Annotated in this window: 20 protein-coding genes; 10 read left to right on the top strand and 10 right to left on the bottom strand. The window is 71.5% G+C overall.

The features are described 5' to 3' along the window. Positions 1-58: 58 nt before the first annotated feature. The 3 genes from ACQP03_RS12215 (at position 59) to ACQP03_RS12205 (ending at position 4,328) form a co-directional block, all read left to right on the top strand. On the top strand, positions 59-2,191 hold the full coding sequence (locus tag ACQP03_RS12215) for an ATP-binding SpoIIE family protein phosphatase (RefSeq protein ID WP_357393123.1): 2,133 nt from the start codon (positions 59-61) through the stop codon (positions 2,189-2,191). A 62-nt stretch (positions 2,192-2,253) separates the two neighbouring features. Then, positions 2,254-2,931 carry an HAD family hydrolase gene (locus ACQP03_RS12210; protein WP_355053431.1) on the top strand — a complete coding sequence of 226 codons (678 nt, stop codon included), beginning with the start codon at positions 2,254-2,256 and terminating at the stop codon, positions 2,929-2,931. Between the two features lie 107 nt (positions 2,932-3,038). Next, complete coding sequence (locus ACQP03_RS12205; RefSeq protein WP_357173426.1) at positions 3,039-4,328, top strand: cation:proton antiporter domain-containing protein; 1,290 nt, start codon at positions 3,039-3,041, stop codon at positions 4,326-4,328. A 15-nt stretch (positions 4,329-4,343) separates the two neighbouring features. On the opposite strand, the gene ACQP03_RS12200 is transcribed toward ACQP03_RS12205, so the two are convergent. After that, on the bottom strand, positions 4,344-5,282 hold the full coding sequence (locus ACQP03_RS12200) for an NAD(P)/FAD-dependent oxidoreductase (RefSeq protein ID WP_357120759.1): 939 nt from the start codon (positions 5,280-5,282) through the stop codon (positions 4,344-4,346). A 105-nt stretch (positions 5,283-5,387) separates the two neighbouring features. Here ACQP03_RS12200 and ACQP03_RS12195 point away from each other — a divergent pair, with 105 nt between their 5' ends. Continuing rightward, the gene (locus ACQP03_RS12195) at positions 5,388-5,603 is read left to right on the top strand and encodes a DUF3072 domain-containing protein (RefSeq protein WP_357119772.1); all 216 of its coding nucleotides are present in this window, start codon (positions 5,388-5,390) and stop codon (positions 5,601-5,603) included. Positions 5,604-5,612: 9 nt separating this feature from the next. Here ACQP03_RS12195 and ACQP03_RS12190 read toward each other — a convergent pair whose 3' ends face one another. Together ACQP03_RS12190 and ACQP03_RS12185 are read right to left on the bottom strand one after the other, a co-directional pair. Next, positions 5,613-6,113: a metallophosphoesterase family protein gene (locus ACQP03_RS12190; protein WP_357173421.1), complete on the bottom strand. Its 501-nt coding sequence runs from the start codon at positions 6,111-6,113 to the stop codon at positions 5,613-5,615. A 33-nt stretch (positions 6,114-6,146) separates the two neighbouring features. Beyond that, complete coding sequence (locus ACQP03_RS12185) at positions 6,147-7,979, bottom strand: glycoside hydrolase family 15 protein (RefSeq protein ID WP_357173418.1); 1,833 nt, start codon at positions 7,977-7,979, stop codon at positions 6,147-6,149. Between the two features lie 119 nt (positions 7,980-8,098). Here ACQP03_RS12185 and ACQP03_RS12180 point away from each other — a divergent pair, with 119 nt between their 5' ends. Next, the gene (locus tag ACQP03_RS12180) at positions 8,099-8,689 is read left to right on the top strand and encodes a general stress protein (RefSeq protein ID WP_357119781.1); all 591 of its coding nucleotides are present in this window, start codon (positions 8,099-8,101) and stop codon (positions 8,687-8,689) included. A 119-nt stretch (positions 8,690-8,808) separates the two neighbouring features. On the opposite strand, the gene ACQP03_RS12175 is transcribed toward ACQP03_RS12180, so the two are convergent. From ACQP03_RS12175 to ACQP03_RS12165, 3 genes are all read right to left on the bottom strand, one after another. Then, on the bottom strand, positions 8,809-9,369 hold the full coding sequence (locus ACQP03_RS12175) for a hypothetical protein (protein WP_357119784.1): 561 nt from the start codon (positions 9,367-9,369) through the stop codon (positions 8,809-8,811). Positions 9,370-9,473: 104 nt separating this feature from the next. Continuing rightward, positions 9,474-10,061 (bottom strand): DUF1684 domain-containing protein, encoded by a 588-nt coding sequence (locus tag ACQP03_RS12170; protein ID WP_433461155.1) that lies wholly within the window; start codon positions 10,059-10,061, stop codon positions 9,474-9,476. Then, positions 10,058-10,495 carry a winged helix-turn-helix transcriptional regulator gene (locus ACQP03_RS12165; protein ID WP_357119787.1) on the bottom strand — a complete coding sequence of 146 codons (438 nt, stop codon included), beginning with the start codon at positions 10,493-10,495 and terminating at the stop codon, positions 10,058-10,060. Before ACQP03_RS12165 ends, ACQP03_RS12170 begins: the two co-directional genes overlap by 4 nt. A 61-nt stretch (positions 10,496-10,556) precedes the next feature. Here ACQP03_RS12165 and ACQP03_RS12160 point away from each other — a divergent pair, with 61 nt between their 5' ends. Further along, a complete protein-coding gene (locus ACQP03_RS12160) occupies positions 10,557-11,564 on the top strand; it encodes a hypothetical protein (RefSeq protein WP_433460899.1) in 1,008 nt (335 codons plus the stop codon). Next, positions 11,561-11,977: a VOC family protein gene (locus tag ACQP03_RS12155; RefSeq protein WP_357173410.1), complete on the top strand. Its 417-nt coding sequence runs from the start codon at positions 11,561-11,563 to the stop codon at positions 11,975-11,977. The genes ACQP03_RS12160 and ACQP03_RS12155 overlap by 4 nt, the downstream gene beginning before the upstream one ends. A 67-nt stretch (positions 11,978-12,044) precedes the next feature. Here ACQP03_RS12155 and ACQP03_RS12150 read toward each other — a convergent pair whose 3' ends face one another. Beyond that, entirely contained in the window at positions 12,045-12,614 is a 570-nt protein-coding gene (locus ACQP03_RS12150) for a TetR/AcrR family transcriptional regulator (RefSeq protein WP_357119796.1), read from the bottom strand. Between the two features lie 61 nt (positions 12,615-12,675). Between ACQP03_RS12150 and ACQP03_RS12145 the strand changes: the two genes are divergently transcribed. Then, positions 12,676-13,164 carry an FBP domain-containing protein gene (locus ACQP03_RS12145; RefSeq protein ID WP_357119799.1) on the top strand — a complete coding sequence of 163 codons (489 nt, stop codon included), beginning with the start codon at positions 12,676-12,678 and terminating at the stop codon, positions 13,162-13,164. Between the two features lie 11 nt (positions 13,165-13,175). Here the strand turns inward: ACQP03_RS12145 and ACQP03_RS12140 are convergent, their stop codons facing one another. Then, positions 13,176-13,892: a hypothetical protein gene (locus ACQP03_RS12140; protein WP_357173407.1), complete on the bottom strand. Its 717-nt coding sequence runs from the start codon at positions 13,890-13,892 to the stop codon at positions 13,176-13,178. Between the two features lie 158 nt (positions 13,893-14,050). On the opposite strand from ACQP03_RS12140, the gene ACQP03_RS12135 reads away from it, so the two are divergent. Beyond that, complete coding sequence (locus ACQP03_RS12135) at positions 14,051-14,746, top strand: VOC family protein (protein ID WP_433460898.1); 696 nt, start codon at positions 14,051-14,053, stop codon at positions 14,744-14,746. A gap of 67 nt (positions 14,747-14,813) precedes the next feature. On the opposite strand, the gene ACQP03_RS12130 is transcribed toward ACQP03_RS12135, so the two are convergent. Beyond that, positions 14,814-15,254, bottom strand: a complete 441-nt coding sequence (locus tag ACQP03_RS12130) for a carboxymuconolactone decarboxylase family protein (RefSeq protein ID WP_357119807.1) — start codon at positions 15,252-15,254, stop codon at positions 14,814-14,816. A 65-nt stretch (positions 15,255-15,319) separates the two neighbouring features. Next, the gene (locus ACQP03_RS12125) at positions 15,320-15,853 is read right to left on the bottom strand and encodes a GNAT family N-acetyltransferase (protein WP_433460896.1); all 534 of its coding nucleotides are present in this window, start codon (positions 15,851-15,853) and stop codon (positions 15,320-15,322) included. Between the two features lie 157 nt (positions 15,854-16,010). On the opposite strand from ACQP03_RS12125, the gene ACQP03_RS12120 reads away from it, so the two are divergent. After that, positions 16,011-16,493 (top strand): MarR family winged helix-turn-helix transcriptional regulator, encoded by a 483-nt coding sequence (locus ACQP03_RS12120; protein WP_357119813.1) that lies wholly within the window; start codon positions 16,011-16,013, stop codon positions 16,491-16,493. The last annotated feature ends 9 nt before the right edge of the window (positions 16,494-16,502 follow it).

Genomic DNA, 16,502 nt, shown 5'->3' with positions numbered 1-16,502 from the left:
TCGGCGACCCGCGCACATGATCGGATGCGGCTGAGCGACGGCCGGCTAGGCTGCGAACATGCCAGGAACGGTCGGGCGAGTCCCCACGCCATCAATTCCGGCCCCCGGCGCATCCACCGGCCCCGGCGCGGCAGCCGTGCTCGCCCACGACTGGTCCGCCACCGCGCTCGGCCCACCTGAGGGGTGGGACGCGGCGGTCCGGGCCGTGGTGGGGCTGATCCTCGCCTCGCCGATGCCGATGGCGCTGGCGTACGGCGACGACCTGGTCCTGCTCTACAACGACGGCTACGCCGAGTTGCTGGGGAGCAAGCATCCGACCGCCCTCGGTCGACCCGCCGCCGAGGTCCACGCCGAGGTCTGGGACCTGCCCGGCTTCGGTGACGCGATCGAGCGCGCCTACCGCCAGGGTGTGCCGTTCCTGGAGAAGGAGTCCACGCTCCCCCTGATCGGGGAGAACGGCGGTGCCGAACAGGTGGTCTTCACCCGCAGTCACTCGGCCGTACGCGACAGCGACGGGCAGATCGTCGGAATCCTGACGGTGGCCGCCGAAACCACTCACGTCACCGAGCAGTTGCAGAGTCTCAGCGAGGTGGCCGCCGCGCTCGCCGGCACCCTCACCCTCGACGACGTGGCCCGGGTCGCGCTGCGCCACACCATCGGAATGTTCGACGCCGACCGGGTGGCGTTCGTGGTCGACGAGGGTGGCGGCGGCTGGCGGATGGTGCGTCGGGTGCGCGGCGAGTTGATGGACGAGGCAGACGAGCGGCTGCCTCCGCTGTGGCGGCGGGCGCCGGCCGACTGGGAAGGTCCCGTCGCGCTGGCCGCCCGGTCGGGCGAGGCCCGGTTCATCCGCGACGGCCAGCCGCTGCGCGAGACCGCCGTGGACCGGCATGACGAGAAGATCCGCTCGATGGCCACGCTCCCGCTGGGCACGTCGGTGGTTCGGGGCGGGCTGACGGTCGGCTACCAGGGCGCACACTCCTGGTCGGCCGCCGAGCGCGCGCTGCTCGCCGCGGCGGCGGAGCTGATCGGCCAGGCCGCCGAGCGGGCGCGGCGGTTCGAGACCCAGCACGGCACCGCCCAGTTGCTGCAACGCAGCATGCTGCCCGAGCACCTGCCCGACCTGCCCCGGCTGCGGATCGCGGCCCGCTACGACCCCGGGGTCGACGGCAACGCTGCCGGCGGCGACTTCTACGACGCGTTCCTGCTGCCCACCGGCGCGCTCGGCGTGGTGTTGGGCGACGTCGCCGGGCACGACGTCCAGGCGGCGGCACGGATGGGGCAGGTGCGGGCGGCCCTGCGCGCGCTGGCCCTGGCCGATCCGGCGCCGGACGCGGTGCTGACCCGTCTGGACCGGTTGGTGACCAGCCTCGGCGCGGAGGCCGGCAGCCACGAACTGTTCGTCACCGTGGCGTTCGGGGTCATCGACGCCGAGCGGCGGGAACTGACCCTGGCCAGCGCCGGTCATCCCGCTCCCCTGATCCGCCGGTGCGCGCCCGACGGCCGCACGCACGCCGAGTACGTGCAGGTGCCGGCCGCTCCCCCGCTGGGACTGGGCGGACGACCGACCACCGTCACCGTCGCGTTCCCGCCCGGCGACACCCTGCTGCTGTTCAGCGACGGCGTGGTGGAGCGGCGCAGGCAGAGCCTGAGCGCCGGGATGGACGCCCTCGGCGACGCGGTGGCCAAGGCCGGTACCAGCGACCCTCGTGCCCTCTGCGCGGTGGCGACCGCGGCGGTGGCCGGCGGTACCGAGGACGACGTGGCGGTGCTGGCGGTCGAGCACGCCCTCAAGCCGAGCCGGTCGACGGCGATGGAGATGCCGGCGGAGCCGACCGCGCCGAGCCGGGTCCGGCACTGGATGACCGGTCAACTCACCGAGTGGCAGGTGCCCGAGTCGGTGATCGGGGCGGCGGTGCTGTGCACCAGCGAGCTGACGACCAACGCGTTGCTGCACGCCGGCACGGCCGCCCGGGTGGAGATCGACCTGAGCCCCGAGCGGCTGCTGGTCTCGGTCGCCGATTCCGGCACCCGGGGCACCGTGACCCGGGCCCGTACCGACACGTTGAGCAGTCGCGGGCGTGGACTGGGCCTGATCGAGGAGCTGAGTGACGCTTGGGGCACCGATCCGTCGGTGCGCGGTTCGACGGTCTGGTTCGAGATCCTCGTCCCACCGGCCGAACCACACTGAGTCGTACCCACCGACCCGTGCGGGGCGAGTCAGCCGATCGCCGAAGGGGTAGGAGTGCGGCCATGGCCAACGAACAACCCCAAGGGGTGCTCTTCGACGTCGACGGAACGCTCGTCGACACCACGTACCTGCACACGGTGAGCTGGTGGGAGGCGCTGCGCCAAGCCGACCGGCCGGTACCGATGGCGACCGTGCACCGCTCGATCGGCATGGGCTCGGACAAGCTGCTGGATCACCTGCTCGGCCCGGAGCGGGACCGCGACGAGGATCCGAAGCTGCGCGAGGCGCACGACACCCTCTACACCGAGTACTGGGAACGGCTGACGCCGCTGCCCCGGGCGGCGGACCTGCTGCGCGCCTGCGCCGAGCGCGGGTTGCGGGTGGTGCTCGCCACCTCCGCCGCCGAGCACGAGGTGGGCGCGCTGCGCCGGGCACTGAACGCGGACGACGTGGTGGACACCGTCACGTCGTCGGCCGACGCCAAGGAGAGCAAGCCCGCGCCGGACATTCTCGAAGCGGCGCTCGATCAGTCGGGGCTGGCCGCCGAGCGGGTCGTCTTCGTCGGCGACTCGGTGTGGGACGTCGCGGCGGCCGGCAAGCTCGACATCCCGTGCGTCGGGTTGACCTGCGGCGGCACGAGCCGCGGCGAACTCGCCGGCGCCGGCGCGGTGGCGGTGTACGACGACCCGGCCGCGCTGCTGGCCGAGCTGGCGGACTCCCCCCTCACCCGCCCGAGGTGAGCCCCACTCCGGTTCGTCCGGGTCGACACGCATAGCCACCAGTCTCGCGGGGCATGGTCTGTGGCCACCTGCCCGCACCGTGCGGGTGCGGCGAGAGGGTGGTGTCCGTGGAGCCGGTAGATGTGGCGTTCGCGTTGGTGGGCGTGGGCGCCCTGCTCGCGGGCATTCTGCCCCGGGTGTTGGAGCGCCGACCGCTGTCCATGCCGATCGCGTTCCTCGCCCTCGGCATGCTGGTCTTCCTCCTTCCGATCGAACTGCCCACGCCGGACCCGCTGGCCCATCCCGAGCTGGCCACCCACCTCACCGAGATCGGCGTGATCGTCGCCCTGATGGGCGCCGGGTTGAAGATCGACCGACCGTTGAGCTGGGCCCGGTGGTCCTCCACCTGGCGACTGCTGGCCATCGCGATGCCGGTGTGCATCGCGGCGGTGGCGCTGCTCGGCTGGTGGTGGGCCGGTCTGGTGCCGGCGGCGGCGCTGCTGCTGGCCGCCGCGCTGGCCCCGACCGACCCGGTGCTCGCCGCAGACGTGCAGGTCGGCGAGCCGACCGATGTGGAGGACTCCGAGGACGAGGTCCGCTTCGCCCTGACCTCGGAGGCCGGCCTCAACGACGGGCTGGCGTTCCCCTTCGTCTACGCGGCCATCGCCATCGCCTCGACCAGCCTCGCCCCGCGCGCGTGGATGGCCGAGTGGTTCACCGTCGACGTGCTCTGGAAGGTCGGCGTCGGGGTGGGCGGCGGCCTGCTCATCGGCTGGCTGCTCGGCAAGCTGTTCTTCCGGGCACCCAGCGAGTTGCGGCTGGCCCGGCACGCCGAGGGGTTCCTGGCGCTGGCCGCCACGTTCCTCGCGTACGGGCTGGTGGAGGTGGCCGGCGGGTACGGCTTCCTGGCGGTGTTCGTGGCCGCGCGGGCCATCCGGGCCGCCGAGCGGACCCACGAGTTCCACTCGGTGCTGCACGACTTCGCCGAGCAGGTCGAGCGGCTGCTCACCCTGGTGCTGTTGCTGCTGCTCGGCGGCGCGATCGTGGGCGGCCTGCTCGCGCCGCTGACCTGGCCGGCGGCGGCCGTCGGGCTGGCGCTGGTCTTCCTGATCCGGCCGGTCGTCGGCTGGTTGTCGCTGCGCGGCGCGCCCGGTCGTCCGGCGGAGCACTGGGTGATCTCGCTGTTCGGCATCCGTGGGGTGGGCTCGTTCTACTACCTGGCGTACGCCACCACGAAGGCGGACTTCCCGCAGGCAGAGCTGCTGTGGGCCACCGTCGGACTGGTGGTGCTCGTGTCCGTGGTGGTGCACGGCGTCGCCGCGACCCCGGTGATGCAGCTGCTGGACCGCGAGGGCGAGCGCACCGAGGACCCGTCCGAGTCCGAGGCCCAGCCGGTGGCCGTCGCCGGGCACTCCTGAGCGCGCCGGGACTCCTCAGCCGAGGCGGGAGACGAGCGCGTGACCGAGGTCCCGGCCGGAGCGCCAGGCGCTCTGCACACGGGGTGCGCCGAACGCGTCGCCGGCCAGGCCGATCCCGTCGGCGTCGAGGTGGTGGGTGACGTCGGTGGGTTCGCCGGTCGGCTTGGCGTACGTCCAGCGGTGCACGTGCACGTCGGCGGCCTCGTCGGGCAGACCGAGCAGGTCCCGGACGGCCTGCTCGATCGCCGGCCCGGCGGCGCTGGGCTGGGCCAGGTGCCCGGCGGCGAACTCCGGCACGGTGTGCGCGACCAGCACCGGCGCGTCGTCGCCCCGCCGGTCGCCGTCGTCGCAGACGAGACTGAGCACCGGATGGTCGTTGACGAACGCGCCACGGAAGGTCGGCCAGCGCCGGGAACCGAAGCGCAGCACCGCGGCGAGGGTCGGCGACCAGGTCTGCGCCTGCACGACGCGGGTGGCGTCGGCCAGGGCCGGATCGAGCAGCAGGGCCGCCTGTGGTCCCGGCATCGCCAGGGCGACCGCGTCGTACGCCTCGCCGTCGACCGTCGGCCCGGGTTCCACGGCGAGCACCAACCGGTCGACGGTCACCGGCACCGGACGGGCCAGGTGTTCGACGAGCGACCGCAGCCCGCGTGGGGCGGCGTAGCGCAGCGGGCCGGGCACCTCGTGCCGGCCGTTCGTGTCGTACGCCCAGAAGGTGTCGGTCCACTCGCGGACCAGGCCGGCGGCACGCCACTCGTCGACCACGGCGGCGAAGTCCGGGTCGCTGGCCGTGAAGTACGCGGCGCCGATGTCGGCGGGGCGACCGTCGAAGCGTTTGCTGGCCATCCGGCCGCCACTGACGTGCCCCCGCTCGCGCACCCGCACCGGCAGCCCGGCGCGGGTCAGCTCCACGGCGCACGCCACCCCGGCGATGCCCGCCCCGACCACCAGCACGCCCGCCGAGTCAACGCTCATCCGATGATCGTAGGCGTCGTCCGGGGGCATGAACCGGCGGTAATCGGGGTACTGGCACACCTGTTCGAAGAAAGGGTGATGAGGATGACGGACCGTAGCAACGATCAGGCCGACCCGCGCGGCGCGATCAAGGACCCGGACGAGTGGGTCACCGGCGACGAGCCGCCCACGGCGGCCCAGGAGTCGTACCTGGCCACGCTGGCCCGGGAGGCGGACGCGACGCTCCCGGACGACCTGACCAAGGCCGAGGCCTCCAAGCGGATCGACGAGCTCCAGGCCGAGACGGGCCGGGGCCAGTAGGCGCGCTGGTCAGCGACGCGGCAGGATATGCAGGCGTACGGACGTAAGGCTCCCCCGGGTCGTCTCGGCCTCGATGTAGGTGGCGTGTGGCTGAGAGCGGCGGTCGGTGGGCGACCCGGGGTTGAGCAGGCGCAGCCCGTTGGGGGCCACGGTGTCCCAGGGGATGTGCGAGTGCCCGAAGACCAGCAGGTCGACGTCGGGGAAACGGGCCGCGCACCGCTGTTCGCGGCCGGTGCGCGGACCCGTCTCGTGCACCACGGCCACCCGTAGCCCGTCGAGGTCCACGCGGGCCACCTCGGGCAGCCGGGCGCGCAGCGCCGGCCCGTCGTTGTTGCCGTACACCGCGACGAGCCGTCGCGCGCGGGCGGTCATCGCGTCGAGCAGCGACTCGTCGACCCAGTCGCCGGCGTGCAGCACGACGTCCGCCGCCTCGACCGCCGTCCACAACTGCTCCGGGAGGTCCCGGGCCCGCTTGGGGAGATGCGTGTCCGCCGTGAGCACCAGCCTCATGCCGGCATCATCTCCCGGACGTGGGCCGCGTGCTCAGCGCGACGCCGGGGTGAAGAAGGAGGGCGGCATGCCCAGGCTGCGCAGCGCCGAGTCCTCTTCGACGTCGCTGAGCACACCGGCGGCGTTGATCAGACCGATGTGCGAGAACGCCTGGGGAAAGTTGCCCAACTGCTCCCCGGTCAGCGGGTCGATCTGCTCGGCGAACAGTCCCAGATCGTTGAGTCGCGCCAGTAGCGTCTCGAACAACTCGCGCGCCCGGTCCCGTTCGCCGGCCAGCGCCAGGCAGCAGACCAGCCAGAACGAGCAGATGAGGAACCCCGCCGGGTCGCCGTCCCAGCGTCGCAGCAGGCCGTCGTGGGACAGCTTGTCCTCCACGGCACGGATCGTCGAGCGCATCCGCTCGTCGTCGGCCGGCAGGAACCCCACCAGGGGCATCACCAGCACCGACGCGTCCAGGTCGTCGGATTCATAACTTCCGGTGTACGCCCCGACCCGCTCGCTCCATCCTCGTTCCAGCACCTCGGCACGGACCTTGTCGCGGGCGGCCGCCCAGCGGGCCACGTCCTGCGGCTCCCCGAGTCGGGCGCCGAAGCGGACCGCCCGGTCCAGCGCCGACCAGCAGTGCACCTTCGAGGACACGTGGTGGTGTTCGACCCCGCGCTCCTCCCACATCCCCGCGTCCGGCAGCGGCCAGTCCCGGGCCGCCTTGTCGGCGAGGGACCGCAGCAGGTGGTAGACGTCCGGCTCCAACGGTTCCAGCCGGTCACGCATGAGCCAGGCCGCGTCCATCGCCTCGCCGAAGACGTCGGTCTGGCGCTGCCGCCACGCGTCGTTACCGATCATCACGGGCGGGCTGTCGCGGTAGCCGGCGAGCTGGTCGAGGCGGTGTTCGGTGAGGTCCCGCTCCCCCAGCACCCCGTACATGATGGGCACCGGCTCCTCGTCGATCCGGCCCATCGCCCGGCCGAGCCAGGTGAACTGCCGCTGCACCTCGTCGAAGCAGGCCGTCCGCCAGAGCGCCCGCAGGGTCAGGCTGAAATCACGCACCCAGACGTACCGGTAGTCGTAGTTCCGGTCCCCGCCGAGCTCCTCCGGCAGCGACGTCGTCACGGCGGCGACCACCGCGCCGCTGGGTCGGTACGTCATGCCCTGCACGATCAGCGCGCTGCGTCGCACATGCTCGGCGTAGATCCCCTGGTACTCGTGCTTGCGGACCCAGGAGCGCCACCCCTCGGCCGTGTCGGCGATGGTCCGGTCGGCGTCGGGCACCTGCGGCCGGGGCGAGTCGTAGGTCGGGGCGTACCCGAGGGTGAAGTTGTTCGTCGTGCCGGCGCGGACGGTGAACGCGGCGGCGGCCTCGCCGTCGCCGCAGGTCAGCCGCACGCTGCCGACCAGGGTGAGCCGGCTCGCCCCGCCGACCGCATCCAGGGCGCCGTCCTGCTCGACGAGGAACGGCGTGGTGCGGCCGTACTCGAACCGGGGCCGGTAGTGCACCCGCATCGGCACCTCGCCGGAGAGGCCCCGCACGCTGCGGACCAGCACCTGTGGCGAGCGGTAACCGATGTCGTGCTCGCGCGCGCCGGGTTCCAGGGCGAGCGCGTCGGTCAACTCCACCTCGCCCGCAGCGGTGCGGAAGACGGTCCGCAGGACCAGGGTGTCGTCGAGGTAGCTGCGTTCGACGGTGAAGTCGTCGGTCTCCGGCCGGATCGACCAGTGCCCGGCGTCCTCGCCGATCAGCCGCGCGAACACCGACGGGGCGTCGAACCGACCCGGGCACCACCAGTTCACCGACCCCGCGTGGTCCACCAGAGCCGCGCTGCGGCCGTCCGCGAGGAAGCCGTGGTCGCTGATCTTTGCGGTCTGCACCCGGCTGCCTACCCGGGCCGTCCCCACGCATGCCTCCCGAGCCGCGGCACCCGCCCGCCGGCCCGGCGTTACCACTCGGCACTTGCGGGAAACCGGGCGGCTGACGAGGGAGGATGCTGATGACCTCAGCCCCGGAGCCGACCGCCGCCTGGCGGCCCGGCGCAACCAGTGGTGACGTGCTTCCGTCCGGCCCGGCAGGCCGCCCGTCGACACCCGGCGCGGACGGGCACGGGCCGGAAGGTGGCCCACCCACCGTGACGATCGGCTCGTATCCGGACTATCCGTCCGCGCAGAAGGTGGTCGACTACCTGGCGGACAACCGCTTCCCGGTGGAGCACACCGCCATCGTCGGCACGAACCTGACGCTTGTCGAGACGGTGCTGGGACGGATGACGACGGGCCGCGCGGCCCTGCTCGGCGCCGGCACCGGCGCCTGGTTCGGGCTCTTCATCGGCCTGCTGTTCGGCATCTTCACCGTCGGCAACTGGCTGGCGGTGATCCTGGTCGGACTGGTCATCGGCGCGATCTGGGGCGCCGTGTTCGGCGCGGTCGCGCACGCCATGACCGGCGGGCAGCGCGACTTCACCTCAGCCAGCTCGCTCCGCGCCGGCCAGTACGCGGTAACTGTCGACGCGCAGCTAGCCGACCAGGCGAGGCAGCTCCTGGGCCGCATGCAGATGCCCGGCTCACGCCCGGCAACGACCCGCTGACCCGCTGACCCGTCGACACCCCGCCGCCGATCTTGCACTTTCTGCGCTACCACATTGGCGCAGAGCGGGCATATCAGTGACCGAAAGTGCAAGATCGGCGCGCGCCGGGCGGGGGTCAGCTAGTAGTCGGTCTTGGCGACCTCGCGGCGACAGACGAGGGCGAGGCTCATGCCCTTCTCGACGTCGCCCGGGTCGTCGGGTGTTCCCCGGTAGCCGTAGCTCGCTCCGTCGGGTGACAGCTCGACGTCCACGCCCTTCGCCCTCAGGCACTTGACCACGGCGTACGTGAAGTCGCGGGCCTTCGGGTTGGCGGGGTCCTCCTCCCAGGGTGGGAGCGGGTTGAGGGGTTCGCACGCCTTGTTGGCGGCCTCCCGGGCGGCGTCGCCGAGCGGGGGCTTGCGCTTCTGCCGGATGGCGATGACGTCGAGCCCGTGCTGCTTGAGGCAGTCGTCGTAGGGCTTCATCTTCGCGGTCCGGTCCGCGTCGGTGTCGTCGAGGCGGAACCTCGGCGCCTCGACGGTCGGCGACGCGCTCCGCGACGGCGACGCGGCGGTCGCCGTCTGGAGGGTGGCGACGTCGGGCTGTTCTTCACCGGTCTTCGCGCCGCCGGGGTCGCATCCGGCGGTCGCCGCCACGATGACGGCCGCGAACACCAGGAACGCCATGCGCTGCCTCGCCATGCTGTGCCTCTTTCCCGTCGTGTGACCGATTCGGCCCCACCCTGGCGCAGGCATGTCAGGAAGCTGTCAGCTCGGTGTTCGTAACCGGTTCTCCCGCTCGCCGGTCAGTCGTGGTAGGCCAACTCGCCGGCGCGCAGCGGGACGTCGACCCGGTTCTCCGACGGCGCGAGGGGGCAGGCCCAACGGTCGTCGTACGCGCAGCTCGGGTTGTAGAGGTAGTTAGCGTCGAGGCGGACGCGGTCACCGGGCAGCAGCTCGACGCCCCGGCCGAAGGTGCCCTTCACCGTGTCGGTGAGGTAGCGGCCCCCACCGTACGTCTGCTGTCCGCAGGTGCCGTCGCGCAGCGGCACGAACAGTCCGCCCCCGTACGCCTCGATCCACCACAGCGTGAGCGGCCCCCACGACGTCTCGGCCACCGCCACCCGCCGGTACGTCACGACGCCGTCCGGGCCTCCGGTGTCGATGCTCAGCTCACCGCTGGCCGGCCGTAGCGGCGCTTCGACCACGGCCTCCGGGTTGGGTGGGAAGTACCGCACGCCCCGGAAGGCGGCCCGTTCGTCGGGCGGGATGGGGCTCTGCGGGTGGGTGGCGAAGAGGTCGTCGCGGCCGGCGCGGAAGCCCGCCAGGTCGACGTCGGACAGGTAGAGCCGAGCCACCCGCTCCCGCCAGTCGGCCAGTTCGAGGTCGGTCAGCATGCGGGGGACTCCTTGTCGAGGGACAGTTCTCCGGACTTCAGGGGCCGGCCGCACGCCTGGCAACGGACCTCGGCGACGAACACCTCGCCACAGACGTCGTGGATGAAGTCGACCTGGGGCACGTCGGCATCGCTGTAGGTGTCGCCCCAGCGCTTGAGCACGAGGATGACCTGACCGAGGTCCCGGCCCTTCTGGGTGAGTTCGTACCCGGCGACCTTGCCGTCCTCGGCGGCACGGGCCTGCAGGATTCCGGTTTCGGCCAGTTTCCGCAGCCGGGCGGCGAGGACGTCCCGGGGTGCGCCGACCGCTCGCAGGATCTCGGTGTACCGCGACGCGCCGAAGGCGAGCGCCCGCACGATGTGCAGCGACCACCTGTCGTTGACCGCGTCGAGCGCCACCGCGAGAGTGTCCCGCTCTGGTTTGGAATTCAAACCGGGGGTGCTACGGTTCGTCTGGTTGGACATTCAAACCACACTACCCGAGGAAGCACCCATGACGTCGCCATCCGAGTCACCCACCGAGCGGGAAACGCCCGTCACCACCCAGCGTGCCGCCTGGCTCTCTCTGGTGATCACCGGGCTGATCATCGGTACGGCGTTCATCGCCGTCTACGTCGGGCTGCAACGTGATCCCGCACCGAGCCGCCTGCCGATCGCGGTCGTCGGCGAGCAACTGGCCACCGCCGCCCACGGCGGGTTCGGCGACGCCGTCGCCGTAACCCAGGTCACCAGCGTCGACGACGGTGCCGCCCTGGTCCACGACGGGGACGCCGTCGCGGTTCTCAGCGCGGCCGCGCCCGACAGCCTGCGCCTCGACTACGCCGGCGCGAGCGGGTTCAGCGAGAGCGGTGCCGCCCGGCAACTCGTCGCCGGTCTCGGCAAGCAGGCGGGCATGACCGTCCAGGAGAACGACATCGTCCCGCTGGCGGGCTACGACAGTCGCGGGCTGTCCGCCTTCTACGTGGTCTTCGGGGTCACCCTCTCGTCGTTCGTCCTCGCGCAGGGGCTCACCGCCGCCACCGCGAAGGTGCGCCTGCGCCACCGGCTCTACGCGATGGGCGGGTTCGCGGTCGTGATCGGCGTGGTCGCGGCCACGGTCGCCGGCCCGGTGTACGGCTCACTGACGGCGCCGTTCCCCCTGCTCGCCCTGTCGCTCATCCTGCTGTCGGCGGCCAGCGCCTTCACCACGAAGGCCCTCGGCGCCTGGCTCGGGCCGATCGGTATCGCGCTCGCCGTGCTCACCCTCACCACCATCGGTAACGCGACGAGCGGTGCGACGATCGGCGTCGACCTGCTGCCGGGCTGGGCGCAGGCGATCTCGGCGAAGCTTCCGCCGGGCGCGGCCGTCCGCGCGGTGAACAACTTCGGCTACTTCGGCGGCTCGCACACGCTGGTGCCGCTCGCGGTGCTCGCCGCCTGGTTCCTGGCGGGGCTGGGGTTCGTCCTGCTCCGACAGCGGACCGCCGCGCGACGTCCGCTCGCCGCCGAGGCCGGCCGATGACCGCCCGGGTGAGCCCGTACCTCAGCTTCGCCGGCAACGCCCGGGAAGCCATGGGGTTCTACCAGTCCGTGTTCGGCGGCGGTCTCCAGATCACCACTTTCGGCGACCTGCACGGACCCGACGACGCGGCGACCGACGATCTGGTCGCGCACGTGATTCTCCGGGGAGCGTCCGGGATCGTGCTGATGGGCTCGGACCGCAAGCCCGGCGACGACGGGACCGGTAGCCCGCCGTCGATCACCCTGGGCGGTGACGACGAAGCGGAACTCACCGGGTACTGGGAGCGGCTCTGCGTGGGCGGCAGCGTCACGGTGCCGTTCGCGCGGTCACCCTGGGGCGCCCGCTACGGCCGGTGCACCGACAGGTTCGGGACCGACTGGCTGGTGAACGTCACGCCGCCCTCGACGTCCTGACCGGGGCGCGGAGTCGGGCAGGCGCGGGCGGGCGGGCATGGCGGCCATTGGCGGCCATGCCCGCCCGTCACGGTTGCGGCCAGTTGCGCAGCAGGGCATCAAGAGCATCGAGGGTACGGGCCCAGGAGTCGTCCGTCGGGCGCGGCGTGTGGCGGAAACCGCCGGTACGCTCCAGGCTCACAAATCCGTGGAACGTGCTGTGCATCATCCGGATGGCGTCGGTCTGGTCCGGCTCGGCGAGCCGGTAGCCGCGCAGAATCGCCCGGGTCATCTCCGCGTGCCGGATACCCGCGCTCGCGGCGGCCGTCTCGGGATCGAGGTCGATCTGCATGGCCGCGTACCGGCCCGGGTGCCGCCTCGCATAGTCCCGGTACGCGTTCGCGAAGGCCACCAGCGCGTCCTTGCCGGCCCGGCCGGCGAGCGCGTCGGAGACGTGGTCGGCCAGCTCGGCGAGCGCCAGCAGGGCGATTCGGACGCGCAGGTCGTGCGCGTTCTTGAGGTGGAAGTAGAGGCTCGCGTCCTTCACCCCGAAGTGCCGCGCGAGGGCGGCGACTGTCACGTTCTCGACGCCCACCTCGTCGGCCAGGTCGGCCGCCACCTGGGTCAACCGCTCGACCGTCACGCCGGCACGTGCCACTCGCCACACCCCTCAAACTAGCCTTGTTAATCGGTTGCCTAGGAGAGCTAGGCTACAACCTATGCTAGCCATCACCGAACCCGCCATCCGCGCCTCCTTCGTCAACGTCACGCAGGGCGAGGCGAAGCGGATGGCCGTACCGGTCGATCTGGAGACGTACCCCTGGGACGACCTCGACTTCCTCGGTTGGCGGGACCCCGCCGCGCCGCAGCGGGCGTACCTGGTCGCCGAGACCGACGACGGCCCCGTCGGGGTCGCGCTGCGGGTGGCGCCGCAGCAGACCGGGCGGACACGGCGCAGCATGTGCTCCTTCTGCCTGACCACCCACACCGGCGACGGCGTGTCGCTGATGACCGCGCGCAAGGCGGGCCGCGAGGGCCGGCAGGGCAACTCCGTGGGCGCGTACGTCTGCTCCGACCTGGCCTGCTCGCTCTATGTACGGGGCAAGAAGGAGGCCGGGCGGCGAATCGACGAGACCATCACCCTGACCGAGAAGATCGACCGCACCACCGGCCACCTGGCCGCGTTCCTGCGCCGGGTCACCGAGTAACTGGCGTCCCGCTATGAGCAGTCGCAGAACGCGGTCGCCTGGACGACGTCCGCGACTTTCACGGTGACCGTCGGGGTCTCCGCGACGAGTCCGGCGGCCTCCGCCATGTCGTCGGACCAGACAATGAGGTCATCGGCTCCGGGCGTCGCCCGGACGGCGGAGGTCGTGAGAATCGCCTTGATCTGAAACGTGGCGTTGACGGGCGGCTTTTGAACATAGGCCAGAGCGACCCAGTCCCCACCGGGGACCTCTTTCGTGGAATCCCACTGCACGTAAAACCGCGGCGTGTCTCCTGGGCAACATTCGCGCGCGATCAGCACATACGAATGCAGCCCAGCCGCAGCGCGCGTCCTGCCGCGCACCTCGATGGCGCAGGCGTCTTTCACACACTCCACGGTGGCGCCCTCTGTCGACGTCGGCGTGAGGATCGTGACGGGCGGTGCAGGGCTGGGCGACGGCGCCTGCGCCGGGGCCGACGTCGGGAACACAGCGGCCGGGGGGCGATCGGACTCGGCAGACCTGTCCGACAGAACACTCGGCAGGCCGACGGCGAGCGCCACGATCACCCCGGCAGCGGCAGAGACTGCGGCCACGGCCTCCCACGGCCGCGACGCAGAGCGGGGTTGCCGGCCTTCGCTGCCGCCTGCGGCCGGGGGCGACATGACTTCGTCGGGGACATCAGCTGAACTGTCAGGTGAAGTACTTTTCTGAGCCTCTTCCTCGTTCACCCCATATCCCCCATACGATCTCAACGCTCGTCGCCAGAATATCGAGAATTCCACTATCGGCGATGGGGTCAATTTACCGGCCGCGCTGGCGTAAACGATATTCGTACTGGGCCCGCAGTCCGCAAACCGGCACCGCCGCCGCGTGCAAGGATGCCTATATGGAGCAGGTGCTGAGCCGGCGGGCGGCCTCGGACGCGATCAGCGACCAGGGATGGCGGTATTTGCTGGGCGCGCTCCGCACGTCGGTGCCCGTTGGCTCGCTGGCCGAGGCGGTCGAGGTGGTGGGGCGCCTGGTCGCGGAGTGCGGTGACGACGCGGATGGGCACCTGCGCGCTGATCTGCGGTCGGAACGGGTCGTTTTGACCCTCCAGTCGATGGATCAGGCGGCGCTCACCGCCCGCGACATCGACCTCGCGCATCGGATCTCCGCCACCGTGCGTAACCTCGGGCACCGGACCGAGCCTGAGATCGGTACGGGAGCACCGCGTTCGGTCCAGCTCGTGGAGATCGCTGTCGACGCGCTCGACATCGCGGCGGTGCGGCCGTTCTGGAAGGCCGTCCTGGGCTACGCGGACGAGGCGGGAGCCGACGGTCCCGAGGATCCGATCGTCGACCCGGTGGGGCAGGGTCCGGCGATGTGGTTCCAGCAGATGGATCGGCCACGCACGGACCGGAATCGCATCCACTTCGATGTCTGCGTCCCACACGACGAGGCACCCCGGCGGATCGAGGCCGCGCTGGCGGCCGGCGGCCGACTCGTGTCCGCGTCCCGCGCTCCCGCCTTCTGGATTCTCGCCGACATCGAGGGCAACGAGGCTTGCGTGACGACCTGGCAGGGCCGAGACGGCTCGTAGTTCGGGCTGACCGGCCAGTCTTAGACCCTGGTAAACAAGGTCTCGGCGCCACCAACCTCTGAATGCCTCACTTACCGGGGTCTGAGCGCTCGGCGTTTTCTGCGAAGACCTGGGCCGCGACCTGGTAGCCGTCGAACGCGCGTGCTACGCCAGCGTAGGCCGCGACCTGAAGAAAGACTTCGACGATCTCTTCGTTGGTGGCGCCGGCGTTGAGCGCGATGCGGAGCTGACCACGGAGGGGCTCCAGGACGCCGAGTGTCGCCGCGATGGTGACGGACACCAGTGCCCGCGTCCGTGTATCCAGGTGCTCGGTGCGCGGCCAGACGTCGCCAAATGCGTGCACCGTCGCGATCCGTTTGAAGTCTGCGCCGTTGGCTGGCTCACCAGGCGTGGCGCCAAGAAAACGCTCCAAGCGGAAGCCCAGCAGACGCTCAGCCGTGTCCAGCGCGGCGGCGTACCCCGAGTCTGCCGCCGCAGATGGCGGATGGTTCGTCGTCACGATGTTCACTCTTTCACCCACCAGGACGAAGCAGGCGAGATTCGGCGTTTCGAAGCCCCTTCTACACCAGGCTGTCAGCGGTCGGTGGCCAGGCGGGCGTGCAGGTGCTCGTCGTAGCGGCGGCCGTCGCCGTACCGGTACGACTCGCGTAGCGTCCCCTCGGCGCGATAGCCGGCCCGGTCGGCGACCCGGCAGGACGCCGGGTTGGCGACGGCATGGCACAGCTCGATCCGGTGCAGCCGGAGGTCGTCGAACGCCCACGCGGTGAGCCGGGCGACGGCCCGCGTCGCGACACCGCGCCCGCGCGCCGCCGGCATCGTCCAGTACCCGATCGAGGCGTCGCCGTCCCGGATGTGGTGCAGCGACACCGAGCCGAGCAGTTCGCCGTCACCGGCGTCGGTCACCGCCAGCGAGGCGTGGTCACCGGCCGACCAGTCAGCCCGGCGACGTACCCAGAGCAGGGCCACCTGGTCGTCGATCGGGCCGTCGCCCTGCGGGTTCCACTGGGCGACGGCCGGGTCGCGCAGGGCGTCGAGCACCGCCGGGGCGTCCGCGTCCCGCCAGGGACGCAACAGCAGGTCGTCGGCGGCGAGCTCCACGTGTTCCACGAGGCCGGAGTCTGACACACTCCGCGCCGGTCCCGCTGCCGGCTTACCCACGACCTTCTTCAAAGCTGTACGAAGCGAGCCTGCAACCAGACAGACGTGACGCAGGCAACCCTGAACACCACTAGTTAGATTTTTAACTAGTGCTAGTGTCGTGGTCGTGACAGAGAGCCTGGACAGCACCCGAGCGGCCGCCTGGCGCGCCTACATCGAGGCCAGTCAGCGCCTGTTCACCCGGATGGAAGACGACCTGCGGGCCGACAGCGATCTCAGCTTCGCCGACTACCACGTGCTGGTCCTGCTCTCCGAAGCGCCGGGGCAACGGCTGCGGATGGGTGAGCTGGCCGGCCGTTTGGTCTTCTCCCCCAGCCGCCTCACGTACCAGATCTCCTCGATGCAGCGGCGCGGCCTGGTCAGCAAGGAGCCCTGCCCGGACGATCGGCGCGGCAGCGAAGCCGTGCTCACCGCCGCCGGGCTGCTCACCCTGACCGAGGCCGCACCCCACCACCTGGCGTCGGTGCGTACCCATCTGATGGACGACCTCGATGACGCCGAGGTCGCCTGCCTCACCCGGATCTTCGACCGGCTCGGCCGCCGCCTGCGGGCGGCCGGGACCACGTCGGACACCCACGCCACACGCTAAGGAGCCCTG

Origin of the sequence: Micromonospora sp. CA-248212 (assembly GCF_050948405.1) — a bacterium.
GTDB lineage: Bacteria > Actinomycetota > Actinomycetes > Mycobacteriales > Micromonosporaceae > Micromonospora.
The sequence above is the reverse complement of the archived record's forward strand: the minus strand, read 5'-3'. Positions and strand labels throughout refer to the sequence as shown.

Bases quoted from the DNA above. Each gene is read 5' to 3' on its own strand.
- ACQP03_RS12215 (WP_357393123.1), top strand. From the start codon at position 59: ATGCCAGGAACGGTCGGGCGAGTCCCCACGCCATCAATTCCGGCCCCC.
- ACQP03_RS12210 (WP_355053431.1), top strand. From the start codon at position 2,254: ATGGCCAACGAACAACCCCAAGGGGTGCTCTTCGACGTCGACGGAACG.
- ACQP03_RS12195 (WP_357119772.1), top strand. From the start codon at position 5,388: ATGACGGACCGTAGCAACGATCAGGCCGACCCGCGCGGCGCGATCAAG.
- ACQP03_RS12190 (WP_357173421.1), bottom strand. From the start codon at position 6,113: ATGAGGCTGGTGCTCACGGCGGACACGCATCTCCCCAAGCGGGCCCGG.
- ACQP03_RS12180 (WP_357119781.1), top strand. From the start codon at position 8,099: ATGACCTCAGCCCCGGAGCCGACCGCCGCCTGGCGGCCCGGCGCAACC.
- ACQP03_RS12175 (WP_357119784.1), bottom strand. From the start codon at position 9,369: ATGGCGAGGCAGCGCATGGCGTTCCTGGTGTTCGCGGCCGTCATCGTG.
- ACQP03_RS12160 (WP_433460899.1), top strand. From the start codon at position 10,557: ATGACGTCGCCATCCGAGTCACCCACCGAGCGGGAAACGCCCGTCACC.
- ACQP03_RS12155 (WP_357173410.1), top strand. From the start codon at position 11,561: ATGACCGCCCGGGTGAGCCCGTACCTCAGCTTCGCCGGCAACGCCCGG.
- ACQP03_RS12145 (WP_357119799.1), top strand. From the start codon at position 12,676: ATGCTAGCCATCACCGAACCCGCCATCCGCGCCTCCTTCGTCAACGTC.
- ACQP03_RS12135 (WP_433460898.1), top strand. From the start codon at position 14,051: ATGGAGCAGGTGCTGAGCCGGCGGGCGGCCTCGGACGCGATCAGCGAC.